Source organism: Stenotrophomonas maltophilia group sp. LNF247 (genome assembly GCF_054083135.1).
In genome coordinates, this window is sequence record NZ_JBSRQL010000002.1 from 142,212 (window position 1) to 166,542 (window position 24,331).

The window sequence follows — 24,331 nt, forward strand, 5'->3', positions numbered from 1 at the left end:
GACTGCGGCCGACACGGTAGATTCACAAGATCGATCCGCGGGAATCCGGATACCGCTTGCCGATGTCAGCTGTCTTTTCCCTCACCTCCGCCGACAAAGCCCGGCTCGCCGCCAGCAACCTGCCACCGCGGGTGCGCGAGTTGTTGGGTGCGTTGATCGGCCTCTGCCGACAGACGCTGGCCGCGCCGCTGATCCTGACCGTCGAAGCGTTGGAGCAGACCCTGCTGCACGATGCCGATCGCGCACGCAATCCGCAGCAGCAGGCCGAGCTGATGGCCCAGCGTGGTCAGTTGCACGCCTTTTCCGGTCATTTCGCTGACCGCATGCTTGATGCCGTGGCCGATGCGCTGATACGGCTGCGCGAACCCACGGCCCACTTCAGCCCCGGTTCCACGCCACCGCCGCTGCCCGGCATGCTCGGGCTGTCGCTGGTCGATGAACATGAAGTGGACCGCGACCTGCTGCTGACCGAGATGGTGCGGCGGGAGACGCTGCGTTCGACCAACACGCTCAACTTGCTGGGCCAACGCCTGGGCGTACTGGCGGCAGCACCGGCCTTCGAGGCCGACACCCTGCCGCTGGCACCGCAGGCACTGTGCGCCATGCTGCGCCGGATTGCCGAACAGGATTCGCTCACTGTCGACGTTCAGCTGGCGCTGTACCGCAGCTTCGAACGCCAGGTGCTGGAACGCCTGGGCGACATCCTCGACCGTGCCAATGCCCTGTTGGCCCAGCACGGCGTGCTGCCCGGCCTGGTCTACACCCCCTATCTGGCGCGTTCATCGAGCACCCGGCGGATCATCACCCAGTCGGTGGGCGGTGGTCGCGCCACGCAGCCGGCAAAGCGTGCCGCCGCGCCACTGACCGGCTGGAACGGATCGGCACCGGCCGGCTCCTGGTCGAGCCTGGTGCAGGACGCTTTCCAGGATGACAGCACAGCCGGCGCGGCCTCGCCGGGCCTGACCACCTCCACGGGCAGCGCGCTGCATGCGCTGCTGCAGCAGGCACGCCATGCCAGCGCAGCACCTGCGGATCGCGATGCAGTGCCGAGCGCGGCCGTGGATGCGGTTCTCGCACGCCTGCAGGCGCAGTCCAGCGCCGCCACCGGCGTAGCGGACCTGCAGGCGGCCGTGGTGGCGCAACTGCGCAGCGAGCATGGCACGCAGGCCCAGCTGGGCAGCCACGACCGCGACAGCCTCGATCTGCTGCACATGCTGATGCAGCAGGTGCAGCAGCAGCAGCGTCCGGACCCGGTGCCGGCCGCCCTGCTGGCGCGCCTGCAGGTACCGCTGGCACGTGCGGCAATGGCCGACCCCGGCTTCTTCGTGCGCGACGAGCACCCCGCGCGTGAACTGCTCAACCAGATTGCCGAAGTCGGCGCCCACTGGCTGGTCGACGATGATGTCGACCCGCAGTTGCTGCAGCGCATGGCGCAGAGCGTGCAGGGCCTGCTGGGCCAGGATGCGCGGGCGCCGGAGGCCTTTGCCGCCGCCAGTGAAGACGTGCAGCAGCACCAGCGTGCGGCGGCCCATCGTGCCGAACTGGCCGAGCGCCGCCATGTGGAAGCCGCCCGCGGCAAGGAGCGGCTGGAACTTGCCCGCCGCCAGGCCACCGCGCAGATCGACCAGTGCTGCGACGCGCAGTCGCCGCCGCGCTTCGTGCAGACCCTGCTGCGCCAGGCCTGGGCCGATGCACTGACCCTCACCCGCCTGCGCCATGGCGACGATTCACCGCAGTGGCAGGAACGGCTGCAACAGACCGAGCGCATCGCTGCCATTACCGCCCAGGCCATCAATGCCCCCGGCGGCACCGATACCGCGCTGGCAGCGGACGTGGAGGCGGCCCTGCTGCAGGTCGGCTACCACGCCGAGGAAGCCGCCGCCGTCGCGCGCAGGCTGGCCACGCCCGGTGGCGAGGATGAAAGCACCTCGCGTACCGAGCTCAGCGCACGCCTGAAGGCACGTGCGCGCCTGGGCGAGCACGCTGGTACACCCACCGGCACCTCGCCTGCAACGCCCCGCAGCAGTGCCGAAGAAGCCGCCTACCAGCAACTGTCCACGCTCCCGTTCGGCAGCTGGTTCGACATCGATACCGGTGATGGCACGCTGCGACGCCAGCGCCTGTCCTGGTACAGCCTGCTGACCGGCCACGCCCTGTTCGTCAATCCGCGCGGGCAGAAGATCGCCGATACCGACCTTGATACGCTGGCCCGGCAGATCAGTGCCGGCCGCGCGCAGCTGGTCACCGAAGACAAGGGCCGGCTGGTCGACCGTGCCTGGGAAGCCAGCCTCGGCACGCTGCGCGCACTGGCCACGGGCCGCGCACAGGAGACCCCCGCATGAAGGCCGTACCGCCGCAGGACACCCGCCGCGCGCCGCGCCGCCAGGTCTCGGACCTGGTGCCGGTCACCGACCAGATGCGCGAGTGCGTGGTCGGGCGCCTCGGCAATGTCTCCGAAACCGGCATGCTGATGCTGGCCAGCGTGCCGCTGCGCGAGGATGCGCTGTACCAGCTGCGCTTCCCGTTGCCACTGGGTGATGGCCGCCAGCAGGCCATCGACGTGGGCGTGCATCTGCTATGGAGCGAGCCCGCGCACGTACCAGGGCAGAGCTGGACCGGCTTCCGCTTCCTCACCCTGTCACGCGAGCATCGGCAGCTGCTGCGGCAGTGGGTGGGCGAGGACGGCGACGAGGGACCGGTTTCGACGGCCTGAGTGCCGGTTCCGGCACAGCGGTTTTTCGCGGTATGCGGCAGAATCTAGGACCGTTTTCCGTGTCGAGCCACCGCAATGATCCAGCAAGACCCCGGCGCCCTGTATTCCGACCACCTGGCCGTGCTGTGCCGACGTGCCGAACAGGCGCTGGCCCGCGGCGGCTTCGACCATCTGGTGGTGCCCAGCGGCACCCTGCACTACCAGGTGTTCGACGATCGCGACTACCCCTACGCGGTCAATCCGCAGTTCAAGGCCTGGTTGCCGCTGACCCGCGTGCCCAACAGCTGGATCGTGTTCACCCCCGGCAAGCGCCCGGCGGTGATCTTCCACCAGCCCTTCGACTACTGGCACGTGGTGCCGGATGCCCCCAGCGGCTGGTGGGTGGAGCACTTCGACATCCACATCATCCGCAAGCCCGAAGAGGCACTGGCCCTGCTGCCGGCCGACCCGTCGCGCTGCGCGATCCTCGGCGAGCCGCAGAGCGCGCTGGGCAACTACGTGCCGAACAACCCGGCGCCGGTGGTGAACTATCTGGAATGGCACCGCGGCAGCAAGACGCCGTATGAGATCGCGCTGATGCGCCAGGCGCAGGTGCTGGGCGTGCGCGGCCACCGCGCCGCCGAGGCCGCGTTCCGCAATGGCGCCGACGAATTCAGCATCCACATGGCGTACTGCCAGGCCGTGGGCCAGGATGCCAACGAGCTGCCGTACGGCAACATCGTGGCGTTGAACGAACACGCCGCCGTGCTGCACTACACCGAGCTGGGTCGCAAGGCACCGCAACCGCTGCGCAGCTTCCTGATCGATGCCGGTGCCAGCGCGCACGGCTACGCCAGTGACATCACCCGCACCTACGCCGCCCAGGGCCACGACGAATTCGCCGCGATGATCGCCGCCGTCGACGCCGCCCAGCAGCAGATGTGCGCGGCGGTGCGCCCGGGCTTCGACTACAAGCAGCTGCACGTGGACGCGCATCTTTCGCTGATGGGCGTGCTGAAGGACTTCGGCGTGATCAAGGTCTCGCCGCAGACCGCGCTGGAGACCGGCGTCAGCGCCGCGTTCTTCCCGCACGGCATCGGCCACCTGATCGGCCTGCAGGTGCACGACGTGGCCGGCTTCGCGGCCAGCGACGAAGGCGGCCGCATCGAACGCCCGGCCGGCCACCCGTACCTGCGCCTGACCCGCGTGCTGGAACCGGGCATGGTGGTGACCATCGAACCGGGCCTGTACTTCATCGACATGCTGTTGAACGAAGTGAAGGACGCCGGCCATGGTGATGCGATCAACTGGGACCGTGTGGACTTCTTCCGTCCGTATGGCGGCATCCGCATCGAAGACGAAGTGCTGTGCACTGAGGGCGAGGCGGACAACCTGACGCGGCCGGCGTTTGCGGCGGCCAACGGCTGAGCCCCTCGTGGTTGGTCGCTTGGAGCAAAAGCCGCGCTTTGCCGGGCGGGGTGGGTTTGCAGGACACGCCGTAAACCCATCCATGGGGGCTCGATGGCGCCATCCATGGCGCCAACGGTCCTGCAAACCCACGCCGCCCGGCCTTTGACAGTTTCCTGCGCGCGTCCAACCACGGAAAAGAAAAAGAAAAGCAGAAGCGGGTCGCTCGCTGCGCTCGCTCTGTGTCGACCACGGTCGACACCTACCCAACAGCCGCAATTGCCAGTAGATCCACGCCATGCGTGGATGATTCATTCGATGTCTGACAGATGTGCCGACCAACGGTCGGCACCCACCAACAGCCCCGTGAACCTGTCGAAGGCGGGGTGCTGTGGGTTTGCGGGGTGTGAGCCGCATGGATGCGGCGACCAAGCCTACAAGGACGTACTTGCGGCGGCCCCGCAAACCCACAGTACCCCGCCATCCCACGGAATGCCTGCTGTTGCTGTTGAGGTTGCCGGCCAGCGGCCGGCACTACCGCGGGTGCAGGGCGGCAAGCCCTGCAGGACACCCCTACCCCGCCATCACCGCTTCGATCTCGTCGGCGCTGCGCGCCAGGCCTTCGGTCAGCACGCGATGGCCATCGTCGGTGATCAGCACGTCATCCTCGGTGCGGATACCGATACCGCGCCAGCGCGGCTCCACCGTCGTGTCATCCACGCCGATGTACAACCCAGGCTCGATGGTGAACGCCATGCCCGGCTCCAGCAGACGCGAGTCACCGGCCAAGCGGTAGTCGCCCACGTCGTGCACGTCCATGCCGATCCAGTGCCCGGTCTTGTGCCGGTAGAAGCGCTGGTACAGGCCCTCGGACAGGTTCTTTTCCAGCGTGCCCTTCAGCAGGCCCAGCCGCAGCAGGCCCTCGGTCAAGGTCTGCACTGCGGCCAGATGGCCGGCCTCGTAGGGCACGCCTGGCCTGGCCTGGGCCAGCGCCGCCGCCTGCGCCTCGCCGACCAGGTCGTGCAGCGCGCGCTGCTCGGCACTGAAGCGGCCGTTCACCGGGAAGGTGCGGGTGATGTCGCTGGCGTAGCCGCGGTACTCGGCACCGGCATCGATCAGCACCAACTCGCCATCGCGCGACCGCGCGTTGTTGTCGCGGTAATGCAGGATGCAAGCATTGCGGCCGGCGCCGACGATGCTGCAGTACGCGGGCACCGCATCGTTGGCGCGGAACACGCGTTCCAGCTCGGCCTGCAGTTCGTACTCGTGGATGCCGGCCCTGGCGGCCTTCATCGCCGCCAGATGCGCACGCACGCTGATCTGTGCAGCGTGGTGCATCAGTGCCACTTCGGCGCCGGACTTGAACAGACGCTGCTCGTGCAGCAGGTGGCCCAGCTCCAGGAACTCATGTGGCGGCTGCGCACCGTGGCGTACCTGCGAACGCACGCGGTTGACCCAGCCGATCAGCTTCAGGTCGAAGTCGGCGTCGCGGCCGAAGTGGTAATACACGCGCGAGCGCCCTTCCAGCAGGCCCGGCAGGATGTCGTCCAGATCGTCGATCGGGTAGGCATCGTCCATGCCGTACTGGGCCACCGCGCCTTCCTGGCCGGCGCGGCTGCCATCCCAGGCTTCGCGCTCGGCATCGCGCTCGCGGCAGAACAGGATGGCCTCGCCGTGGCGTCGGCCCGGAATCAGCACCAGCACCGCTTCCGGCTCCGGGAAGCCGCTCAGGTACTGGAAATCCGAGTCCTGCCGGAACGGGTAATGGGTATCGAGGCTGCGCACCTTTTCGGCTGCGGCTGGCAGCACCAGGATCGCGTCCTCGCCGGCCATGTCCATCAGCTGGCGGCGACGACGCTTGTATTCGCCGGCCGCAATGCCGGTGCGCTGCTTGATGTCCATCAGTTCAGGCGCTGGCGGTGGCGCGAGGCCAGCACCACGTCGCCGTGCAGCAGCAGCACCGCCACGCGGATGAATTCCTCGATCTCCGACAGCGCTTCGTCGTCATCATCGCCGCCGGCCTCGAAATCCTCGCTGGAGGCGCGTGCCAGGCTGGCCATGTCGGTCAGCGCTTCTTCACCCTCTTCGGACAGGGCCGGGCGACGGCCGCCGCTGCCCAGGCCGAAACCACCCAGGAAGGAACGGGTCCAGCTGAACATGGCATCGGCCTGTGCTGACACCTCGTCGGTGTCAGCCAGCAACAGCTCGAAGGCGAAGTCACGGTCTTCCAGCTGCTTGATGGTGGCCTGCAGCAGCTGCCCCAGCACGCTGTCGGCGGCCACCGGCGGCAGGTTGTCGTCGGCCAGCACGCGCGCCGGCCAGTCGTTGCCGGGGGCACCGCCGGCGGCCAGCCAGCCACACAGCGCACCATGCAGCTCGGCAGCGGTGGCGCCCAGGCCCAGCTCCTGGCTGGCGCGGGTAACGTCGTCGACGGAGGGAAGTTCGGTCATCGTGCGGCTCGTTCGGAAAGGAAACCCGGAGCGCGCACGCGCGCGCCCGTGAGACCCCGTAGTGTAGCAACCCGGCGGCATCCTCCCGGTAGCCCTCCGGCCTTGCTGCGACAGCGCTTGACCGCCCTTGCCCGGCTTGCCTATCGTGCCTGCATGGAACCCGCCGACCCCCTTGCCCAGCTGCAGGACTTCGCCGCCCGCGTGGAAGCGTTGCTTGAACGCAACCAGCGCCTGGCCGAGGAGAACCGCAGCCTGCGCCACCAGCAGGAACAGCTGGTGGCCGAGCGCTCGACGCTGCTGGCCAAGAACGAGCAGGCGCGCTCGCGGGTGGAAGCGATGATCAGCCGGCTCAAATCCCTGGAGCAGCACACATGAGCGCCGAACCGGTCAGCGTCCGCATCCTCGATCGTGAATACACCGTGGGCGTCGGCGCCGACGAACGCGACAGCCTGATGGCGGCTGCGCGCCTGCTCGATGCGCGCATGCGCGAGATCCGCGGCAGCAACCGCATGGCCGCCGTGGACCGTGTCGCCGTGCTGGCCGCGCTGAACCTGGCCCACGAACTGCAGCTGCTGCGCGACGAGAACGCCCGCCAGGCCGTGGCCCTGCAGCAGACGCTGGCGGACCTGAACCGGCGGCTGGACCGCGCCATCGACGGCGGCACCTGAAGACCGTGCACAACGCGTCTTCTCATATCTGAATTGGCACGTACTGTTGCCGACGAACGGCCTATCCAGATCCGGCGCGCTGGCTATAATGGCCACGCGTTCTCTGCGGTACTCGACGGCATGTGCAAACATTCGCCTTGTCCCTTAAGAACGACACCGGGAGCGCGACAGCGCCGGGAGTGCAGGTCCGCCTTGTAGCGGGAAGCCCGATGGTTCTCCAGCGTTCCCACTTGAGCCCCCGGGTTCAAGGTCGTTTCGCATGCATCGACATTGCGGAGAATGCAATATTCCAGCAAGGGCGGCGTCTTCGGGCGTCGCCCTTGTTCTTTCCGGCACAATGACGGCTGTTCCCCCGCCGCACGCTGCCATGACCGACCCGCGCCAGGCCCTGCGCCACGACCTGCGGCAACGCCGCCGTGAACTCTCCGCAGCTGCGCGCATCGCCGCCGCCGAATCGCTGGCCGATGCCCTGCTCGCCCTGCCGTTCGCCCCGCGCGAAGGCGCCGTGGCCGGCTACTGGGCGCTGGATGGCGAGATCGCCCTGCACCGCTGGCAGTTGCAGTTGCCCGAAGGCCTCACCTACTGCCTGCCGGTGCTGGCCGGCGACGTGCTGCGCTTCGCGCCGTGGCGGCCGGGGCAGCCGCTGACCAGCAACCGTTACGGCATTCCCGAGCCGGACGTGGCGCTGGAAGACACCCTGGAACCAGCACAGATGGCGCTGGTGGTGGCCCCGCTGGTGGGTTTCGACACGCAGTGCCGGCGGCTGGGCATGGGGGGCGGCTGGTATGATCGCAGCTTCGCCTTCCGCCACGACCGGCCGGCGCCGCCCTGGCTGGTCGGTGCTGCGTTCGCGGTGCAGCAGGTCGAGTCCTTGCCGGTGGCGTCGTGGGACGTGCCCGTGGATGCGATCTGCACCGAAGACGGCACCCTGTTCCCCTCCGCTGCCCCCGTGAACGCATGACCGCCCGCAAGCGCTACTGGCTGATGAAGTCCGAACCGGACGCCTTCTCCATCGATGACCTGGCCAAGGTCAAGGTCGAACCCTGGAACGGGGTGCGCAATTACCAGGCGCGCAACTTCATGCGCGATGGCATGCAGGTGGGCGACGGCATCCTGTTCTACCACTCCAATACCAAGGTGCCGGGCATCGTCGGCCTGGCCACGGTGGCCAGCACGGCCTATCCGGACGACACCCAGTTCGATCCAAAATCCGACTACCACGACCCCAAGAGCACGCGCGAGAACCCGCGCTGGATGCTGGTGGACGTGGCCTTCGACCGCAAGCTCAAGCAGGTGATCGCGCTGGACGAGATCAAGCTGCACGCCGAAGAGCTCGGTGAAGGCTTCCCGCTGGTTGCCAAGGGCAACCGCCTGTCGGTGTTCCCGGTGACTGCTGCGCAGTGGAAGCTGCTGCTGTCGCTGGAAAAGAAATCCTGATTCCCTGCCTGAGAGTTCTCCCATGTCCGAAGCCAAGCGCCTGGCCGCCGAGAAAGCCATCGAGTACGTTGAAGACGGCATGATCGTCGGTGTCGGCACCGGTTCCACCGTGGCCTATTTCATCGATGCCCTGGCCCGCATCCAGCACCGCATCAAGGGCGCCGTGTCCAGCTCCGAGCAGAGCACCGCGCGCCTGAAGCAGCACGGCATCGAAGTGATCGAGCTGAACCACAGCGGCAACCTGTCGCTGTACGTGGACGGCGCCGATGAGTGCGATCCGAACAAGTGCCTGATCAAGGGCGGCGGCGCCGCACTGACCCGCGAGAAGATCATCGCCGAGGCCAGCGAGCGCTTCATCTGCATCGTCGACCCGAGCAAGCAGGTGCCGGTGCTCGGCAAATTCCCGCTGCCGGTGGAAGTGATCCCGATGGCGCGCAGCCTGGTCGCCCGCCAGATCCGCGACATGACCGGCGGCCAGCCGACCTGGCGCGAAGGCGTGGTGACCGACAATGGCAACCAGATCCTGGACATCCACAACCTGCAGATCACCGATCCGGAAAAGCTGGAGCGCGAGCTCAACCAACTGCCGGGCGTGGTCTGCGTGGGCCTGTTCGCGCGCCGCCGCGCCGATGTGGTGATCGTCGGCGGCGAGCCGCCGGTCGTGCTCTGACCCTTTCGAAGGATCCTGACGATGTCGCTGTTGCGTTCGCTGCTGATGCTCCCGCTGCTGGCCCTGGCTGGCTGCGCCACCGACGCGGCCCGCCACTGGGTCGAACTGGATGGCGCCCGCTACCAGGTCGAGCTGGCCACCAACGATGAAACCCGCGCGCGCGGGTTGATGTTCCGCGACCAGATGGCGGCCGACCACGGCATGCTGTTCATCCACGACCGCGAGGAAATGCAGGCGTACTGGATGAAGAACACCAGGATCGCGCTGGACATCCTGTACTTCGACAGCCAGCGCAGGCTGGTCAGCCAGCAGCGTGATGTGCCGCCGTGCTCGGCCGGCGACATGTGCCCGCCCTACCCCAGCGGTGGCCCGGCACGTTACGTGCTGGAGCTCAACGCCGGCCAGGCCGAGAAGCTGCAGTTGAAGGACGGTACGGAGCTGAAATTCGGCCCGGGCATCGAAAAGTAAGGTGCGGCCGGGCTGCGCCCGGCACGCGCTGTAGTGCCGGCCGCTGGCCGGCACCCCTGCAGGGGTCAGATCCCATTCGCTCGCGAAAGGGATCTGACCCCGGATTTTTCACGCGACACCGCTTGAAACCGCCTGCGAATGACGCCAGTCTGTGGCCATGCAGGACCGGATCACACTCCCCGACTGGGATGCACTGGCCGACCTCGAAGACGAGGCGCTGCCACTGTTGCCGACCGCGCTGCTGATCGCGCGCGATGAATACCCCGATCTGCAGCCGTCGACCTACGACGCGTTGATCCAGAGCCACGTCGACCACCTCCGCTCGGAAGTGGAGAGCATCGACAACAGTCCATTGAAGATGGCGGCGATCAACCGCCACCTGTTCGACGAGCTGGGCTACAGCGGCGACCACGACAAGTACTACGATCCGCGCAACAGCTATCTCAACCAGGTGTTCGAGCGGCGCCTGGGCAACCCGATCTCGCTGGCGCTGGTGCAGATGGAAGTGTCGCGACGGCTGGGGATCCCGCTCGACGGCGTGTCCTTCCCCGGCCACTTCCTGGTGCGCCTGCCGGTGGACGACGGCGTGCTGGTGATGGACCCGTTCAATGGTGGTCGCCCGCTGGACGTGGACGAACTGCGCGAACGCGCCAAGTCACACCTGGGCGGGCAGATGCCCGACGACCAGGTGCTGGCGCAGATTCTCGACCCGGCGCCGGCGCGCGCGATCCTGATGCGCATGCTGCGCAACCTGCACGGCGTGTATGCCGAGGCCGGCGAATGGGATCGCGCCGCGCGCAGTGCCGACCGCCTGCTGAAGCTCGCCCCGGAGCAGGACGATGCGCTGCGTGACCGCGGCCTGGCCTATCTGCAGCTGGAATATCTGGCCGGTGCCCGCCATGACCTGGGGCAGTACCTGAAGCGCAATCCCGAGGCCAGCGATGCGCAGTGGCTGCGCGAGAAGCTGATCGACCTCGGCGGGCCGATGCCGCGGCTGCATTGAGGGCGTCGGTGTGTGGACCAACGGTCCACACCCACCGGATGGGCCGGGTGGCCCTCCAGTCAATCGACTTCGACCATCTCGAAATCGGCCTTGGTCACCCCGCAATCGGGGCAGGTCCAGGTCTCGGGAATGTCCTCCCAGCGCGTGCCCGGCGCGATGCCCTCCCCCGGCAAGCCTTCCGCTTCGCTGTAAAGGAAGCCGCAGACCACGCACATCCAGGTGCGCAAGGTGGTGGGGGTGGCATCGCTCATCGGATAATCAGGGCTGGATTCACGGGCCGCCATTGTCCCATCGCGGCCCACGCACCGGTAGCCATCGATGACTTCTGCTTCCCCGGCGCCCCGCGGCGTCTACCTGATCACCCCGGACGAGCCCGATACCGCGCACCTGCTGGCCCGTACCGCGCCGCTGCTGGCCGCTGGCGCCACCTGGCTGCAGTACCGCAACAAGACCGCCAACGACGCGCTGCGGCAGGAACAGGCCACCGCCCTGCAGGCGTTGTGCGCGGAGCGCGGCGTGCCGCTGATCATCAACGACGACCCGGCGCTGGCCAAGGCCGTGGGCGCGGCCGGCGTGCACCTGGGCGGCACCGACGGTGACATCCCCAGCGCGCGCGCCCTGCTCGGCCCCGACGCCATCATCGGCGCCTCCTGCTACGACCAGCTGGCCAATGCCGAGAAGGCCGTGGCTGCCGGCGCCAGCTACGTGGCCTTCGGCGCGTTCTTCCCGACCACCACCAAGATCACCACCAGCCGCGCCCATACCGACCTGCTGCGGCAAAGCGCCGCACTGGGCGTGCCGCGGGTGGCGATCGGCGGGCTGACGCCGGACAATGTCGGTCCCATCATCGACGCCGGCGCCGACCTGGTGGCCGTGGTCAGCGGCATTTACGCCGCGCAGGACCCGGTCGCGACCCAGCGCGCCTACCTCGCCCAGTTCGCGTAACGCCCAGGAAAGCCCCATGAACCACGACCAGTCCCACGCCCTGTTCTCCCGCGCCCAGCAGCTGCTGCCGGGCGGCGTCAATTCGCCGGTGCGCGCGTTCAAGTCGGTCGGCGGCGAGCCGTTCTTCGTCGAACGCGCCGATGGCGCCTACCTGTACGACGTCGACGGCAACCGCTACATCGACTACGTCGGTTCCTGGGGCCCGATGATCGTCGGCCACAACCACCCGGCCGTGCGCCAGGCGGTGAAGAAGGCGATCGACAACGGCCTGTCCTTCGGTGCGCCGTGCGCGGCCGAAGTGACCATGGCCGAAACCATCACCCGCCTGGTGCCATCGTGCGAGATGGTGCGCATGGTCAACTCCGGCACCGAGGCCACGCTGTCGGCGATCCGCCTGGCGCGTGGTGCCACCGGCCGCAACCGCATCGTCAAGTTCGAAGGCTGCTACCACGGCCACGGCGACTCGTTCCTGGTCAAGGCCGGCAGCGGCATGCTGACCTTGGGCGTGCCGACCTCGCCGGGCGTCCCGGCCGGGCTGAGCGAACTGACCCTGACCCTGCCCTACAACGACTTCGAAGCCGCCACCGCGCTGTTCGAACAGCAGGGTGGCGACATCGCCGGCCTGATCATCGAACCGGTGGTCGGCAACGCCAACTGCATCCCGCCGCGCGAGGGCTACCTGCAACACCTGCGTGCGCTGTGCACGAAGCATGGCGCGCTGCTGATCTTCGACGAAGTGATGACGGGCTTCCGCGTCGCCCTCGGCGGTGCGCAGGCGCACTACGGCATCACCCCGGACCTGACCACCTTCGGCAAGATCATCGGCGGCGGCATGCCGGTGGGCGCCTACGGCGGTCGTCGCGAGCTGATGCAGCAGATCGCCCCGGCCGGCCCGATCTACCAGGCCGGTACGCTGAGCGGCAATCCGGTGGCAATGGCCGCTGGCCTGGCGATGCTGGAGCTGATCCAGCAGCCGGGTTTCCACGCCGACCTGGCCGAGCGCACCGCACGCCTGTGTGCGGGTCTGGAAGCGGCCGCCGCCGACGCAGGTGTGGCCGTGACCACCACCTGCGTGGGTGCGATGTTCGGGCTGTTCTTCACCAGCGAGAAGGTGGAGACCTATGCGCAGGCCACCGCCTGTGACATCCCGGCGTTCAACCGCTTCTTCCACGCGATGCTGGAGCAGGGCGTGTTCCTGGCCCCGTCGGCGTACGAGGCCGGCTTCCTGTCCAGCGCCCACGACGATGCCGTGATCGAGGCGACGCTGGCCGCAGCACGCGTGGCGTTCAAGGCCGCCAAGGGCTGATCGCAAAAAAGGGGACGGAGGGGATCAAGTCGTTTGTGCACAAACGACTTGATCCCCTCCGTCCCCTTTTTTCAACCGAAGACGAATTTGCCCTTCATCATCGCGAAGTGGCCGGGGAACGAGCAGAAGAAGGTGTAGTCACCGCCCTTCTGCAGGCCCTGGGTAGAGAAACGCACACGCGTGGTCTCACCACCGCCGATCACCTTGGTGTGCGCCAGCACGCGCTTGTCGGCCTTCGGCAGGTAGCTGTCAGCCAGCGTCATGCGCATGCCCGCCATCGCCACCGGCTGGTAATCGGCAGTGCGGGTCAGCACCCAGTTGTGGCCCATCGCGGTAGCGGCCAGCTTGCCGGTGTGGCGCAGGGTCAGGTCTACGGCGGTGCAGTCGGCGGCGACCTTGATCTCGCGGCTGCTGAAGCTCATCTGGTCGGTGCTGTCGATGCTCACCGCACACACCCGCGCCATCGCCGACGGCGCCAGCATCAGCGCGCCCAGTCCCACTGCCACCACCCAAGCCTTCATCGTTGCATCTCCTGCGGATTCGAGCGCCATTCTAGGCAGGCCTATGCCCGCCCGGCTGCGACCGTCTGTCGCATGGCAGCTCCAGGGTTTCCCGCGCACTCATCGCAATGGCATGCTCGGCCGATGCGGATCGATCTGTTGCTGCTGGATGTGGATGGCGTGCTGGTGCAGTACCAGCGCGCGCAGCGCGTGCTGTATCTGGCGCAGGCGCTGGATGTTCCGACGCACGCCGTACAGGCCGCGCTGTATGACAGCGGACTGGAAGCAGCGCATGACAATGGCACGCTTGATGGCCCGGCCTATCTGGCGCAGCTGGGAGAGCTTCTGGGCACGACTGTCGATGTGGCTGCATGGACCGCGGCGCGACGGGCCGCCAGCCATCCTCAGGCGGCCGTGTTGCAACGATTGCAGGCCCTGCAACTGCCAATCGCGGTGCTGACCAACAACGGCGCCCTGATGCAGCAGGCATTGCCCACCCTGCTGCCGGAACTGTTTCCTGCCCTGCAGGCGCGCGTGTTCTGCAGTGCGGATTTCGGCCTGCGCAAACCTGCACCGGCGGTGTTTCTACGCACGCTGGAAGCGCTGGGCGTGGCGCCTTCGCGCGCGCTGTTCGTCGATGACCTGTTCGCCAATGTGCGTGGCGCGCGCGCTGCCGGCCTGCACGCGGAAACCGTGCGCGATGGCCGGGGATTGGGCAAGGTGTTGAAGCGCTATCGGATCGCGTGACGCGCTGTAGAGCCGAGCCCATGCTCGGCTCCTGTTGCCTGACATCGCGATGAGCCGAGCGTAGGCTCGGCTCTACAGATGCCTCTGCAGGCTTTAGCGCGCGGCAATGAACGCAGCAATCGCCGCGCGCAGGCGCTTCAGGCCTTCGGCCACTTCTTCGTCGGTGATGTTCAACGACGGCACGAAGCGCAGCACGTCCGGGCCGGCCTGCAGGGTCAGCAGGCCCTGCTCGGCGGCATGGTCGAGGATCGCCCCGGCCTGGCCGGCGAAGTCCTTGCCCAGCACCGCGCCCAGCATCAGGCCGCGGCCACGCACGTCGCTGAACACGCCGAATTCTTCGTTGATGCGCGCAAAGCCATCGCGCAGCGCCTTCGACTGGCGGCTGACATTGGCGGCGATCTCCGCCGAGGCCAGCTTTCGCAGCGCAACGCGTGCGACCGCAGCGGCCAGAGGGTTGCCACCGAAGGTGGTGCCGTGCGCACCGAACTGCATGGTTTCGGCCACCTTCGGGCCGGCCAGCATCGCGCCGATCGGGAAGCCGCCACCCAGCGCCTTGGCCAGGGTGACCATGTCCGGCACCACCTCGTCCTGCCAGTGCGCGAACAGCGTGCCGGTGCGGCCCATGCCGGCCTGGATCTCGTCCAGCACCAGCAGTGCGTTGTGCTGGTCGCACAGTTCGCGCACGCGCTTGAGGAAGCCGGACTTGGCCGGCATCACACCGCCCTCGCCCTGGATCGGCTCCAGCATCACCGCCGCCACGTCACCGGCGGCCATCGCGGTTTCCAGCTGCACTTCGTCGTTGAAATCGATGTAGCGGAAACCACCGGGCAGCGGCTCGTAGCCTTCCTGGTACTTCGGCTGGGCAGTAGCGGTCACCGCGCCAAGGGTGCGACCGTGGAAGCTGCCGCGGAAGGTGATGATCACCCGCTTGTCGGCCGGGCGCCCCTGGCTGGAGGCCCACTTGCGGACCATCTTGATCGCCACCTCGTTGGCTTCGGCGCCGGAATTGCACAGGAACACGCGCTCGGCGAAGCGGCTGGCCTTGACCAGCTCCTCGGCCAGGTGCAGCGGCGGCGCGCTGTAGAACACGTTGCTGGTGTGCCAGAGCTTGCCGGCCTGCTCGACCAGCGCGGCCACCAGGTCCGGATCGTTGTGGCCGAGGCCACACACGGCGATGCCGGCGGCCAGATCGATGAACTCACGGCCCTGGCTGTCCCACACACGGGCGCCCTGACCGCGCTCCAGTACCACCTGGCGGGGCTTGTAGACCGGCAGGTAGTAGTGTGAAAGGGAAATCAGCGGATCGGTCGCGGCGGTCATGGCAGTCGGCAGGGTTCAGGAATGCCCATTCTCGCGCCGGAACCCCTGCGGCACAATGCGCCCATGCGACCGTTTTCCGCCCCCCAGCTCAACCCCGCCACCGAGACCGGCTGGCGCCGTCGGTGGTTCGACATCATCTACCGCCATGACACCCGCCCTTCGCGCAATTTCGACCTGATCCTGGTGGTGGCGATCGTCGCCAGCATCCTGGTGGTGATGATCGACAGCGTGCAGCACCTGCATGCCGAATGGTCCACCGGCCTGTACATCCTGGAATGGGGCTTCACGATCATCTTCACCGCCGAGTACATGCTGCGGCTGGCGGTGGTCAGGCGCCCGCTGCGTTACGCGGTGAGCATCTGGGGCATCATCGACCTGCTGTCGATCCTGCCCGCCTACCTGTCGATGTTCATCCCGGGTGCGCAGAGCCTGCTGGTGGTGCGCGCGCTGCGCATCCTGCGGGTGTTCCGCATCCTCAAGCTGACCCGCTACATCGAGGAAAGCGGCGTCCTGATGACGTCACTGTGGCGCAGCCGGCGCAAGGTGCTGGTGTTCCTGTTCACGGTGATCACCATCACCATCATCGCCGGTGCGCTGATGTACGTGATCGAGGGCCCCGAACACGGCTTCACCAACATCCCGGCCAGCATGTACTGGGCGGTGGTGACCATGGCCACGGTCGGCTTCGGTGACATCGTGCCGCAGACCGTGCTCGGCCGCTTCGTCACCTCGGTGCTGATCCTGATCGGCTACAGCATCATCGCCGTGCCCACCGGCATCTACACCGCCGAACTGGCCAGCACCATGCGCGAGGCCGAACTGGCCGCGCGCCGTGATGCCCGCGGCTGCCCGCATTGCGGGCTGGAGGGGCATGAACCGGATGCGCGGCACTGCCGCAAGTGCGGCGGTGAACTGCCGGACGCATTCAGCCATTGAGGCACATGCCGGCCAGCGGCCGGCACTGCCAACCCCGCAGGGTGCGCGCCGGGCATGGCCCGGTGCCGCCGTGGACGGGTCCACGCCCTGTGTGGATCGCCCTCAGCGCATGCGGTTGCTGGTGGTCACTAGGTCGTTGTAGGCGTCCAGGATCGTCGACTGTGCCCCTTCAGGATCGGTGGTGAGCCAGCTGCCCGACGCCTTGCGCTCGGCGGCCAACGCATCGGCGGTGATCGGCTTGCCCTGCTCCAGACGCTCGACACCGCGACCAGCGGTACGCACCAGCTTGTCGGCCGAACGCTGCACATGGCCCCACATCGGGTCGTCCTTGCCGACACCACTGTTCTGGATTTCCGTCACCAGCGCCTGATAGTCGGCCAGCTGGCCGCGCAACGCCGCAACATCCGGCGCGTCGCTCTGGAACGCCATCGCCAGCTGCTTGCCATCGCCGACAAGGCGCAGGTGGTAATAGGCCAGCGAGCGGCCTTCGCTTTCCTCGATCTGCTTCAGCTGGGCGGCGCGGCGATCGTTCTCGTTCTTTTCCAGCGCCGCATCCATTGCTTCGCTGGCCTTGAAGAAATCAGCATAGGCCTGCATCAGCGGGGCATGCTGGCTGCGCATCCCTTCGCCACCATCGCGACGATAGTCCTCGCGGGTGAAGTACCCATCGGCACGCTCGATCAGGGTGTTCAGTGCCTGGAATGCCTGCTGGTACTGTCGCGCGGGTGCATCCAGCGGCGTGGCAGGGGTCTTTGCCAGCGCATCGGTCAGCGGCTGGCCGCAGTACTCGACGCGGTGCGACAACAGCTTGCCCGGTGAGCGCGGCTGCGCTTCCTTGCCGGTCGGCCCCGCCTTGGGGTCCTTCATCCAGCCCGTGTAAGTCTGGAAGCCTTCGTGGATGGGCTGTTCGACGCCGTTGTAGCACTCGATGTAGGCGTTCACCTTCTCCAGCCCGGGGTCGGCGACCGCCAGCCCCGCCGGGCTGTTGCAGCCGGCCAGCGCGCCGAGCAGGAGAACGGGAATCAGGCGTGTGGATGCGTTCAAATCAGTTCCTTGCACCAGTGAAAACTGCAGCCATCGTCCTGCATTGCGCGAGCGCGCGCTCCAGCACCTCGGGAAGGTGCTGGCATTCGGGGCTGCGGGGCGTGTCATGTCGCGATCAACCTGCTCGATCGCGACAAAAATAGCGCGTTGAGCTTCCCGCCTACTGGCGGTTGCTCTGGAAAACCAGCGAGTTGTATTCCTGCATCAGCTTGCTGGCAGAGCCGCTCGGCGCCATTGAGGGCGAATCCAGCATGCGCCGTTCGAAATCGGTATAGGGCGTGTTCTCGCTGACGCGCTTCAGCCGCTCCTTGCCTTCGCGCCGGAAGTTCTCGGCCTCACGCTCGAAGCTGTTCCAGTCCAGCTTGCCCGGCTCCTGATCAGCCACCTTCGCATGCGCTTCGTCGGAAATGCGGTTGAACGCATCCAGACGCTCGCGCGCCTTGGCCTGGTCGAAATCGTCCTCGCTCATCAGATCCATGATGGCCTTGGCTTCCAGCATCATCGCCAGACGGTAGTACTCGCGCGTGCGCCCCTCGGCCTGTTCCAGCGCCTTGAGCTGCTCGCGCTGGGCGGCGTCGTTCTGGCGCTCCAGCTCGGCGTTGAACGTTGCGCTGGCAGCCACGAACTCCTTGAAGGCGGCCATCAAGGGCGCATGCAGCTGCTTGCCCTTGGCGAACCGGTCATCTTCGTAGTCCTGGCGATCGTAGTAGTCGTGCGCCTCCTTGCTGATCGGCACCAGTGCCTTCAGCGCCTGCTGGTAATGGCCAGCAGCGGCATCGAGCTCGGCCAGCGCCGGCTTGGCAGCCATCGCCTCGGTCACGGGGCCATCGCACTGCTTCATGTCGTAGTCGCTGATCTCGAACGGACCGTACACCTGGGTCTCGCGCCCGGTCGGGCCGGCCTCGACGTCCTTGATCCAGCGCGTATAGGACTCGATGCTGCCGTGGGTCTTCGAATCAAGCGTGTTGAAGCAGCCGATGTAGGCGTTGAGCTTGGCGGTCAACTGCTGCTGTGTGTCCGACGGCGCCGCGCTGGCGTCGGGCGTGCTGGAAGGGCCGGCGTCGCCAGCGGTTGCAGGCGCCTTGCTGCCGCAGGCAGCCAGGACAATCGACAGCGAAGCGGCCAGCGCCGCGACGGAAAGAGTGCGTGACATGTGTTCACGTCCTTGTTGAAAACGATTACAGCCGCGCATTCTAGCGCAGCGGGCCGAAGGTCGCAGCCCTCGGCCTCTGCCGGCGACGCGCGATCAGTCCAGGAACAGATCCGGCAACAACGGACGCGATGGATCCACCGCATAGCTGGACAGATCGGTGATACCCGCCTGCGCCAGCACGTCATCGTCGATCAGGAACTGGCCGTGGAAACCCGCCGCCTCGCGCACCAGCACCGCGTGCGCAGCATCGGCCATGATCTGCGGCGTGCGGCAGCCAGCCGCATCCACGCCCGGAATCATGTTGATCGCATCGGTGGCGATGACGGTGCGCGGCCACAGCGCATTCACCGCCACGCCCTGCGGGCCGAATTCCGCAGCCAGGCCCAGGGTGACGAAGCTCATGCCCATCTTCGCCAGCGTGTAGCCGGTATGTGCGCCCCACCACTTCGGCTCCAGGCTCGGCGGCGGCGCCAGGGTCAGGATGTGCGGGTTCGGCGCCTGCAGCAGGTACGGCAGGCAGGCCTGCGCGCACAGGAAGCTGCCGCGCGAATTGACCTGCTGCATCAGGTCGAAACGCTTCATCGGCGTATCCAGCGTGCCGCGCAACCAGATCGCGCTGGCGTTGTTGATCAGGATGTCGATGCCACCGAAGGTGTCGACCGTGGCCGCCACCGCCGCCTGCACCTGCTCTTCCTCCCGGATGTCGCACTTCAGCGCCAGGCCCTGCCCGCCTGCAGCCGTCACCGCTTCGGCGGCGGTGTGGATGGTGCCCGGCAGCTTCGGATTCGGCACCGACGACTTGGCCGCGATCGCCACGTTGGCCCCGTCGCGCGCGGCGCGCAGTGCGATGGCCAGGCCGATGCCACGCGAGGCACCGGTGATGAAAAGCGTTTTGCCCTGCAGACTGCCCACGTTCCGCACTCCAGCGTATGCAATGAGCCGCTAGTATGCCGCGCCGACGCGGAGTTCACCCGCCCTTGACGATACTCGGGCCTCCAGACAACGCACGAGGTACACGCCATGCGCCGTTCCCGCCTGTTGCTGCCTGCCTTGGGGCTTGCCCTGCTGACTGCCTGCCAGGGCCGTTCGCCGGAACCCGGCAAGGAGCCACCCGCCGGTGACACGCCCAGCGCGGAGAAGGCCGCCGCCGACGGCAAGATGCGCTGGAGCGAGGCGGTGGTCTGGGATGGCGACCTCAACGCCTGCCGCCAGGGCGAGAACGCGGCCACCCGGGATTGCCTTCGCGACGCGATGCGCGCCGGTGGCGCCAGTGCCGAGGCCATCACCGCCGCCGAGCAGTTGTCCACCGGCGGTGAGTTGGCCTATGTGACCGCGTGGCACGAGAACGAAGGACTGGGCATTGCCACGGTCGAGTATCCGTTCCGCGCCAACACCAATGAAGGTACCCGCCTGGTCGATGCCAGCGGCAAGCGCATCGATGTGGATGCCGTGCAGTTGGACGACACCTTGCGTGCCGACCCCACTGTGCAGGAACTGCTGAAGGCCAACCCGCAAGCCACGCCGTTCGCACCGGCGCAGTCGGCCGGCGCCTCGCCGTTGGAGAATGGTGGCATCCGCCTGCTGTACCGCACGCCGCTGCGCGACTGCCACGCCTGCCCGGATGTCGGGCAGTTGCAGATCGCCTACGACTTCGACGCCAAGCGCAACTTCATCGGCCAGCAGGTCGTGCCGGCAACGCCGTAAGGCCACCGGCCTCTGTAGAGCCGAGCCCTGCTCGGCTCATTGAATGCAGCCGAGCATGGCTCGGCTCTACATTTCCATTCCTGGTACAGCACTGCCACGCCATCACCACGGGCAAGCCGCTTCACCTGATCCAACGTGTCCACCGCCATGACGGAGTACGTGACCTCCACGCCAGAGTGCAGGCGCCCCTCGGCAGAGTCCTGATCAATCGCCACTGATATCAGCTTGCGGATTCCGGCGAAACGATAAAGATACGCCCTACCGTCTTCACCCACCAGGCGGCCGGTCAGATCCTCATACCCGGAAGCAAGTGCTTCTGCATTCTCAAGAGCGTGTTCATCGTTGTCGGCACTGATCAGGTACACGTTCTCATGCACCAGGAACGATTCCTGCCCTTTGCTCTCGTAATAGAAAATGGCGTGTGCGCAGTACCACATGCATCACCTCAATGATTCCCTTGCGGGTTGTCCCTGGCTTGGATGTCGCGAGTCTTCTGCTGCCAGCGGAATCCACATTTATGCGGCACTTGGCAATGAGCCGTTTAGCCGTTAAGCAGCCCGCGGATCACAAACCGCATCCACGCATGGCGTGGATCTACCGGTACAACTGCACCTGCTTTTTCAACAGATGCGGCACGATCAATCGATGCACCGGGGCAACCGGCAGCATGTACGCGCGCCCGAAGGCGTTATGCGTATGCACCACGGTCGCCACTTCCAGCACGTCGCCCTGCCACTGCAGCGCCAGCTGCACGCGAAGATGGCGGTCGTCGTCTTCCAGCACGATGGCATCGTCATCCATCGACTGCAGGGTGAAGATGCCGAGCCGCTGGCCGGGTTGAGGATCTTCAACAACCTGCACTGCACGCAACGAACCCAGATGCTTCATGCCCAGCAGGCGCATGCCGTGGTTGCGCAGCGCCATCAGCCCATCGAACCAGCCGGGAATGGTCGCCGCCATGTCGCGGTAGGCCTGCAGTGCGGTACGCCCGTCGCGCCGGGTGGTGGCCTGACAGGCGTGCACGAAGTCGGCACCAGGCAACTGCGCACGCAACACATTGCCCGCGCTCGGCGGGCCGGTCACTATCCGCGAAGCCTTCACGGCTTGGGCCCCTGCCCTTCGTTGTCTTCCCAATGCAGGATGCGGCGGGTGACGAAGCGATAGACCGGCTTGCCGGTAGCAAACCACAGTTCGCGCACCCACGAGGTGCGCTTGAGCAACCGCTTCTCCACCGGCGTAAGCGATTCACGGCAGTACATGCGCTTGTGCTTGAGCAGGTGGCGCAGGTCCTCGCGCGCCAGCAGCCGCATCCAGCGCGAGCGCGGGTTGCCGATCACCGCCAGCTGGAAGTCGATCAGCGCCGGCCGTCCATCTTCAGTGACCAGCCAGTTGGCCTCCTTGGCCAGATCGTTGTGGGCCACGCCGTTGCGATGCAGCTGCTGCAGCAGCCGGCGCGCGGAACGGAACCAGGCCAGGTCGCCGCGCGGTGGGCGCTGGTACATGGCGTCGCCGGCCATGAAGCTGCGATCCAGGTGATGGCCATTCCAGGCCAGCAGCTGCGGCACATCGGCCATGCCGTGAATGTGCTGCAGCGCGCGGGCCTCGCGGCGGGCCAGCCACCATGCAGGCAGCCGCAACCACAGCGGCGTGGCACCAAGATCACGGCGCACAAAGGGACCATCGGGCCCTTTCACAAGGAGGATCCGGCCGAAGCTGTCGGCCTTCAAAGCATGCGGTTGAGCGTCGGGCGTATGCGGCATGGGCCCATTCTAGGCGATGGCACTGGTTGCAAACGGTCACCAAGCGGCTGGGAACCAGTCACCTTCACGCCCCTATAATCGGGCAATGGACTCTTCATGGATCGACGCCACGCTCGCGTGGATTGCCGCTCACCCCGTGCTGGCGGGCGCCGTTATCTTCCTCATCGCCTTCTGCGATGCGGTGATCATTCTTGGCGCCATCGTGCCGGCGCTGCCACTGCTGTTCGCGGTGGGCGTGTTCATCGGCCTGGGCCAGATCTCCGGGCCGTACGCGGTGGCGGCTGCGGCATTGGGTGCGTTTGCCGGCGATGGCATCAGTTACTGGATCGGCCGCCGCTGGGGCGACCGCCTGCGCGGCGTGTGGCCGTTCAGCCGTTACCCGCAGCTGCTCGACCGCGGCGAAAACCTGTTCCGCCGCAATGCCTTCAAGAGCATCCTGGTGGCACGCTACGTCGGCGCGATCCGGCCATTCGTGCCCGCCATCGCGGGCATGATGAAGATGCCAGCCAGCCGCTATGTACAGGCCAGTGGTATCGCCAGCATTTCATGGGCGGTCCTGTTCCTGGCCCCCGGCTGGATTCTTGGCGAGGCCTATGACGCGGTGGCGGCGGTGGCCGGTCGGCTGGTGGTGGTGGTCGGCCTGCTGGCGGTGATCCTCGGCCTGGTCTGGGCCATCGTGCTGTACGGCTACCGCTGGTCGGCCGCGCGCATGGACAACTGGTTGGCACGCCTGCTGGACTGGTCCAACCGCCACCCCACGCTGGGCCGCTATACCGTCGGCGTGCTTGATCCCAAGCGCCGTGAATCGGTGCCGCTGGCGATGCTGGCGTTGATGCTGCTGGTACTGGGCTGGGGCTGGTTCGCATTGTTGACCGTGGTGGTCGCGCACGGCGAGCCGCTGGCGATCGACCTGCTGGTGCACCAGGCCATGCTGGCGCTGCGTAACCCGCTGGCCGATTACCCGATGGCCGCGCTGGCGTCGCTGGGCGCCTGGCAGGTACTACTGCCGGCCACCGCTGCAGCGATGGGCTACCTGATCTGGCGCCGGCGCTGGATGGCGGCCGCCCACTGGCTGGCCGCGCTGGCGTTCGGCCTGGCGCTGACCATGCTGCTCGGCGCTACCGTCGATGTGGTGCGCCCGGTCGACGCCAGCAGCGGCTTCGGCTTCCCGTCGGTGTCGGTGACGATGGCCACCATCACCTTCGGCTTCTTCGCGGTGCTGATCGCCCGCGAGATGCCCGGCCGTACCCGCGTCTGGCCGTACCTGGTGTCGGGCATCGTGGTCAGCCTGATCGGCTTCTCGCGCCTGTACCTGGGTGCGCATTGGCTGAGCGACGTGATCGGCGGCATGTTGTTCGGCACGTTCTGGCTGCTGGTGCTGGGCATCGCCTACCGCCGCCGCTTCAACCGCTCGTTCTGGGTGAAGCCGGTGGCGTGGCTGTTCTACGGCGTGTTCGCCGTCGCCGCGATGTGGTACGCACCGCGCAACATCCCGGTGAAGCTGGAACGCTTCGAGCCGACCCTGCCGGCCCCGCAGGCAATGGACACGCAGGCCTGGTGGCAGCACGACTGGGCCACGCTGCCGGCGCGCCGCAACGAGTTCGACGACGACCAGCGCTGGCCGCTGGACGTGCAGGTGGCCGGTCCGTTGGCACCGCTGCAGGCGCAACTGGAAGCGCGCGGCTGGAAGCGACAGGAGCAGGCCGGCTGGCAGCAGGCGCTGCTGATGCTGGACAAGAACACCGGCGCCGATGACCTGCCGGTGCTGCCGGCGACGCTGGACACCCGCGTGGAAGCGCTGTTGATGGTGCGCCAGGGTGCACATCGCGATGAGCGCTACGTACTGCGCCTGTGGCCAGCCCCTGCACAGTTGCAGCCGGGCAATACGCCACTGTGGCTGGGCAGTGCGCAGACCCTGCGCTACCAGCGCCATTTCGAATGGATCGGCATGTGGCATCCACTGCGCGGCGTCGACCCGGCATTGAACGCGGTGAAGGACGCCGTGCAGGACCTGCCGCAGCGCGAGGATGTGCACAGCGAAACCGGGTTGCCGGTGCTGCGGTTGAAGACCACCACGCCCCGACCGGCACCGGCACGCAGCCACCCACTGTAGAGCCGAGC

27 protein-coding genes and 1 other RNA gene are annotated in these 24,331 nt (G+C 67.2%); 17 read left to right on the plus strand and 11 right to left on the minus strand.

Annotation, left to right across the window (positions count from 1 at the left end; genetic code table 11):
* The first annotated feature begins 62 nt into the window (after positions 1 to 62).
* From ACTXG9_RS02750 to pepQ, 3 genes are all read left to right on the plus strand, one after another.
* Positions 63 to 2,342: a DUF1631 family protein gene (locus ACTXG9_RS02750; RefSeq protein WP_329866039.1), complete on the plus strand. Its 2,280-nt coding sequence runs from the start codon at positions 63 to 65 to the stop codon at positions 2,340 to 2,342.
* Entirely contained in the window at positions 2,339 to 2,713 is a 375-nt protein-coding gene (locus ACTXG9_RS02755; protein WP_021203954.1) for a PilZ domain-containing protein, read from the plus strand. The genes ACTXG9_RS02750 and ACTXG9_RS02755 overlap by 4 nt, the downstream gene beginning before the upstream one ends.
* 75 nt (positions 2,714 to 2,788) lie before the next feature.
* Positions 2,789 to 4,120 carry a Xaa-Pro dipeptidase gene (gene pepQ / locus ACTXG9_RS02760; protein ID WP_134731805.1) on the plus strand — a complete coding sequence of 444 codons (1,332 nt, stop codon included), beginning with the start codon at positions 2,789 to 2,791 and terminating at the stop codon, positions 4,118 to 4,120.
* A gap of 552 nt (positions 4,121 to 4,672) precedes the next feature.
* Here the strand turns inward: pepQ and ACTXG9_RS02765 are convergent.
* Positions 4,673 to 5,995 (minus strand): aminopeptidase P N-terminal domain-containing protein, encoded by a 1,323-nt coding sequence (locus ACTXG9_RS02765; protein ID WP_111098876.1) that lies wholly within the window; start codon positions 5,993 to 5,995, stop codon positions 4,673 to 4,675.
* Positions 5,996 to 6,000: 5 nt separating this feature from the next.
* Positions 6,001 to 6,549 carry a UPF0149 family protein gene (locus ACTXG9_RS02770; protein ID WP_019661998.1) on the minus strand — a complete coding sequence of 183 codons (549 nt, stop codon included), beginning with the start codon at positions 6,547 to 6,549 and terminating at the stop codon, positions 6,001 to 6,003.
* 153 nt (positions 6,550 to 6,702) lie between these two features.
* Between ACTXG9_RS02770 and ACTXG9_RS02775 the strand changes: the two genes are divergently transcribed.
* The 8 genes from ACTXG9_RS02775 to ACTXG9_RS02810 all read left to right on the plus strand — a co-directional run bounded on the left by ACTXG9_RS02775 (position 6,703) and on the right by ACTXG9_RS02810 (position 10,795).
* A complete protein-coding gene (locus ACTXG9_RS02775; RefSeq protein ID WP_005410898.1) occupies positions 6,703 to 6,924 on the plus strand; it encodes a TIGR02449 family protein in 222 nt (73 codons plus the stop codon).
* Positions 6,921 to 7,217 (plus strand): cell division protein ZapA, encoded by a 297-nt coding sequence (locus tag ACTXG9_RS02780; protein ID WP_019661999.1) that lies wholly within the window; start codon positions 6,921 to 6,923, stop codon positions 7,215 to 7,217. The genes ACTXG9_RS02775 and ACTXG9_RS02780 overlap by 4 nt, the downstream gene beginning before the upstream one ends.
* 97 nt (positions 7,218 to 7,314) lie before the next feature.
* Positions 7,315 to 7,500, plus strand: a non-coding RNA gene (ssrS, locus tag ACTXG9_RS02785) — 6S RNA.
* A gap of 84 nt (positions 7,501 to 7,584) precedes the next feature.
* Positions 7,585 to 8,178, plus strand: a complete 594-nt coding sequence (locus ACTXG9_RS02790; RefSeq protein ID WP_021204571.1) for a 5-formyltetrahydrofolate cyclo-ligase — start codon at positions 7,585 to 7,587, stop codon at positions 8,176 to 8,178.
* The gene (locus tag ACTXG9_RS02795; protein ID WP_005410901.1) at positions 8,175 to 8,654 is read left to right on the plus strand and encodes an EVE domain-containing protein; all 480 of its coding nucleotides are present in this window, start codon (positions 8,175 to 8,177) and stop codon (positions 8,652 to 8,654) included. Before ACTXG9_RS02790 ends, ACTXG9_RS02795 begins: the two co-directional genes overlap by 4 nt.
* A 22-nt stretch (positions 8,655 to 8,676) precedes the next feature.
* Positions 8,677 to 9,324, plus strand: coding sequence for a ribose-5-phosphate isomerase RpiA (gene rpiA, locus ACTXG9_RS02800; RefSeq protein ID WP_005419003.1), 648 nt, complete (start codon positions 8,677 to 8,679; stop codon positions 9,322 to 9,324).
* 21 nt (positions 9,325 to 9,345) lie between these two features.
* The gene (locus ACTXG9_RS02805) at positions 9,346 to 9,792 is read left to right on the plus strand and encodes a DUF192 domain-containing protein (protein ID WP_014648292.1); all 447 of its coding nucleotides are present in this window, start codon (positions 9,346 to 9,348) and stop codon (positions 9,790 to 9,792) included.
* A 157-nt stretch (positions 9,793 to 9,949) separates the two neighbouring features.
* Positions 9,950 to 10,795 carry a SirB1 family protein gene (locus tag ACTXG9_RS02810; protein WP_019662001.1) on the plus strand — a complete coding sequence of 282 codons (846 nt, stop codon included), beginning with the start codon at positions 9,950 to 9,952 and terminating at the stop codon, positions 10,793 to 10,795.
* 59 nt (positions 10,796 to 10,854) lie between these two features.
* Here the strand turns inward: ACTXG9_RS02810 and ACTXG9_RS02815 are convergent, their stop codons facing one another.
* On the minus strand, positions 10,855 to 11,079 hold the full coding sequence (locus ACTXG9_RS02815) for a rubredoxin (RefSeq protein WP_456115443.1): 225 nt from the start codon (positions 11,077 to 11,079) through the stop codon (positions 10,855 to 10,857).
* A 34-nt stretch (positions 11,080 to 11,113) separates the two neighbouring features.
* Between ACTXG9_RS02815 and thiE the strand changes: the two genes are divergently transcribed.
* Together thiE and hemL are read left to right on the plus strand one after the other, a co-directional pair.
* Positions 11,114 to 11,740, plus strand: a complete 627-nt coding sequence (thiE, locus tag ACTXG9_RS02820; protein ID WP_100446658.1) for a thiamine phosphate synthase — start codon at positions 11,114 to 11,116, stop codon at positions 11,738 to 11,740.
* Between the two features lie 16 nt (positions 11,741 to 11,756).
* Positions 11,757 to 13,046: a glutamate-1-semialdehyde 2,1-aminomutase gene (hemL, locus tag ACTXG9_RS02825; protein ID WP_019662003.1), complete on the plus strand. Its 1,290-nt coding sequence runs from the start codon at positions 11,757 to 11,759 to the stop codon at positions 13,044 to 13,046.
* Positions 13,047 to 13,117: 71 nt separating this feature from the next.
* Here hemL and azu read toward each other — a convergent pair whose 3' ends face one another.
* Positions 13,118 to 13,567 (minus strand): azurin, encoded by a 450-nt coding sequence (gene azu / locus ACTXG9_RS02830; protein ID WP_021203640.1) that lies wholly within the window; start codon positions 13,565 to 13,567, stop codon positions 13,118 to 13,120.
* Positions 13,568 to 13,690: 123 nt separating this feature from the next.
* Between azu and ACTXG9_RS02835 the strand changes: the two genes are divergently transcribed.
* Positions 13,691 to 14,293 (plus strand): HAD-IA family hydrolase, encoded by a 603-nt coding sequence (locus ACTXG9_RS02835; protein WP_171952684.1) that lies wholly within the window; start codon positions 13,691 to 13,693, stop codon positions 14,291 to 14,293.
* A gap of 93 nt (positions 14,294 to 14,386) precedes the next feature.
* Here ACTXG9_RS02835 and ACTXG9_RS02840 read toward each other — a convergent pair whose 3' ends face one another.
* Entirely contained in the window at positions 14,387 to 15,613 is a 1,227-nt protein-coding gene (locus tag ACTXG9_RS02840; RefSeq protein ID WP_134731315.1) for an acetylornithine transaminase, read from the minus strand.
* Between the two features lie 63 nt (positions 15,614 to 15,676).
* Here ACTXG9_RS02840 and ACTXG9_RS02845 point away from each other — a divergent pair, with 63 nt between their 5' ends.
* Complete coding sequence (locus ACTXG9_RS02845; protein ID WP_456115444.1) at positions 15,677 to 16,549, plus strand: ion transporter; 873 nt, start codon at positions 15,677 to 15,679, stop codon at positions 16,547 to 16,549.
* A gap of 102 nt (positions 16,550 to 16,651) precedes the next feature.
* Here ACTXG9_RS02845 and ACTXG9_RS02850 read toward each other — a convergent pair whose 3' ends face one another.
* From ACTXG9_RS02850 to ACTXG9_RS02860, 3 genes are all read right to left on the minus strand, one after another.
* Positions 16,652 to 17,593, minus strand: a complete 942-nt coding sequence (locus tag ACTXG9_RS02850) for a YiiG family protein (protein ID WP_021203636.1) — start codon at positions 17,591 to 17,593, stop codon at positions 16,652 to 16,654.
* 160 nt (positions 17,594 to 17,753) lie between these two features.
* Entirely contained in the window at positions 17,754 to 18,746 is a 993-nt protein-coding gene (locus ACTXG9_RS02855; RefSeq protein WP_021203635.1) for a YiiG family protein, read from the minus strand.
* Positions 18,747 to 18,839: 93 nt separating this feature from the next.
* On the minus strand, positions 18,840 to 19,658 hold the full coding sequence (locus tag ACTXG9_RS02860; RefSeq protein WP_021203634.1) for an SDR family oxidoreductase: 819 nt from the start codon (positions 19,656 to 19,658) through the stop codon (positions 18,840 to 18,842).
* A gap of 108 nt (positions 19,659 to 19,766) precedes the next feature.
* Between ACTXG9_RS02860 and ACTXG9_RS02865 the strand changes: the two genes are divergently transcribed.
* On the plus strand, positions 19,767 to 20,450 hold the full coding sequence (locus tag ACTXG9_RS02865; protein WP_021203633.1) for a hypothetical protein: 684 nt from the start codon (positions 19,767 to 19,769) through the stop codon (positions 20,448 to 20,450).
* Here the strand turns inward: ACTXG9_RS02865 and ACTXG9_RS02870 are convergent.
* From ACTXG9_RS02870 to ACTXG9_RS02880, 3 genes are all read right to left on the minus strand, one after another.
* The gene (locus ACTXG9_RS02870) at positions 20,390 to 20,887 is read right to left on the minus strand and encodes a DUF4288 domain-containing protein (protein WP_242542406.1); all 498 of its coding nucleotides are present in this window, start codon (positions 20,885 to 20,887) and stop codon (positions 20,390 to 20,392) included. The two genes, ACTXG9_RS02865 and ACTXG9_RS02870, sit on opposite strands and share 61 nt — an antisense overlap.
* A 157-nt stretch (positions 20,888 to 21,044) precedes the next feature.
* Positions 21,045 to 21,533, minus strand: coding sequence for a DUF2867 domain-containing protein (locus tag ACTXG9_RS02875; protein WP_456115445.1), 489 nt, complete (start codon positions 21,531 to 21,533; stop codon positions 21,045 to 21,047).
* A gap of 14 nt (positions 21,534 to 21,547) precedes the next feature.
* Complete coding sequence (locus ACTXG9_RS02880) at positions 21,548 to 22,210, minus strand: serine/threonine-protein kinase (RefSeq protein WP_019662012.1); 663 nt, start codon at positions 22,208 to 22,210, stop codon at positions 21,548 to 21,550.
* Between the two features lie 85 nt (positions 22,211 to 22,295).
* On the opposite strand from ACTXG9_RS02880, the gene ACTXG9_RS02885 reads away from it, so the two are divergent.
* Complete coding sequence (locus ACTXG9_RS02885; protein WP_206621369.1) at positions 22,296 to 24,323, plus strand: bifunctional DedA family/phosphatase PAP2 family protein; 2,028 nt, start codon at positions 22,296 to 22,298, stop codon at positions 24,321 to 24,323.
* The last annotated feature ends 8 nt before the right edge of the window (positions 24,324 to 24,331 follow it).

Excerpts from the sequence above, each read along its gene's own strand:
- ACTXG9_RS02770 (WP_019661998.1), bottom strand. The coding sequence starts at position 6,549 with ATGACCGAACTTCCCTCCGTCGACGACGTTACCCGCGCCAGCCAGGAG.
- ACTXG9_RS02780 (WP_019661999.1), top strand. The coding sequence starts at position 6,921 with ATGAGCGCCGAACCGGTCAGCGTCCGCATCCTCGATCGTGAATACACC.
- ACTXG9_RS02750 (WP_329866039.1), top strand. The coding sequence starts at position 63 with ATGTCAGCTGTCTTTTCCCTCACCTCCGCCGACAAAGCCCGGCTCGCC.
- ACTXG9_RS02775 (WP_005410898.1), top strand. The coding sequence starts at position 6,703 with ATGGAACCCGCCGACCCCCTTGCCCAGCTGCAGGACTTCGCCGCCCGC.
- ACTXG9_RS02870 (WP_242542406.1), bottom strand. The coding sequence starts at position 20,887 with ATGTGGTACTGCGCACACGCCATTTTCTATTACGAGAGCAAAGGGCAG.
- ACTXG9_RS02815 (WP_456115443.1), bottom strand. The coding sequence starts at position 11,079 with ATGGCGGCCCGTGAATCCAGCCCTGATTATCCGATGAGCGATGCCACC.
- ACTXG9_RS02840 (WP_134731315.1), bottom strand. The coding sequence starts at position 15,613 with ATGACCGCCGCGACCGATCCGCTGATTTCCCTTTCACACTACTACCTG.
- pepQ (WP_134731805.1), top strand. The coding sequence starts at position 2,789 with ATGATCCAGCAAGACCCCGGCGCCCTGTATTCCGACCACCTGGCCGTG.
- ACTXG9_RS02865 (WP_021203633.1), top strand. The coding sequence starts at position 19,767 with ATGCGCCGTTCCCGCCTGTTGCTGCCTGCCTTGGGGCTTGCCCTGCTG.
- ACTXG9_RS02885 (WP_206621369.1), top strand. The coding sequence starts at position 22,296 with ATGGACTCTTCATGGATCGACGCCACGCTCGCGTGGATTGCCGCTCAC.
- ACTXG9_RS02790 (WP_021204571.1), top strand. The coding sequence starts at position 7,585 with ATGACCGACCCGCGCCAGGCCCTGCGCCACGACCTGCGGCAACGCCGC.
- ACTXG9_RS02835 (WP_171952684.1), top strand. The coding sequence starts at position 13,691 with ATGCGGATCGATCTGTTGCTGCTGGATGTGGATGGCGTGCTGGTGCAG.
- ACTXG9_RS02755 (WP_021203954.1), top strand. The coding sequence starts at position 2,339 with ATGAAGGCCGTACCGCCGCAGGACACCCGCCGCGCGCCGCGCCGCCAG.
- ACTXG9_RS02855 (WP_021203635.1), bottom strand. The coding sequence starts at position 18,746 with ATGTCACGCACTCTTTCCGTCGCGGCGCTGGCCGCTTCGCTGTCGATT.
- ACTXG9_RS02810 (WP_019662001.1), top strand. The coding sequence starts at position 9,950 with ATGCAGGACCGGATCACACTCCCCGACTGGGATGCACTGGCCGACCTC.
- rpiA (WP_005419003.1), top strand. The coding sequence starts at position 8,677 with ATGTCCGAAGCCAAGCGCCTGGCCGCCGAGAAAGCCATCGAGTACGTT.
- ACTXG9_RS02880 (WP_019662012.1), bottom strand. The coding sequence starts at position 22,210 with ATGCCGCATACGCCCGACGCTCAACCGCATGCTTTGAAGGCCGACAGC.
- ACTXG9_RS02805 (WP_014648292.1), top strand. The coding sequence starts at position 9,346 with ATGTCGCTGTTGCGTTCGCTGCTGATGCTCCCGCTGCTGGCCCTGGCT.
- azu (WP_021203640.1), bottom strand. The coding sequence starts at position 13,567 with ATGAAGGCTTGGGTGGTGGCAGTGGGACTGGGCGCGCTGATGCTGGCG.
- hemL (WP_019662003.1), top strand. The coding sequence starts at position 11,757 with ATGAACCACGACCAGTCCCACGCCCTGTTCTCCCGCGCCCAGCAGCTG.
- ACTXG9_RS02795 (WP_005410901.1), top strand. The coding sequence starts at position 8,175 with ATGACCGCCCGCAAGCGCTACTGGCTGATGAAGTCCGAACCGGACGCC.
- thiE (WP_100446658.1), top strand. The coding sequence starts at position 11,114 with ATGACTTCTGCTTCCCCGGCGCCCCGCGGCGTCTACCTGATCACCCCG.
- ACTXG9_RS02845 (WP_456115444.1), top strand. The coding sequence starts at position 15,677 with ATGCGACCGTTTTCCGCCCCCCAGCTCAACCCCGCCACCGAGACCGGC.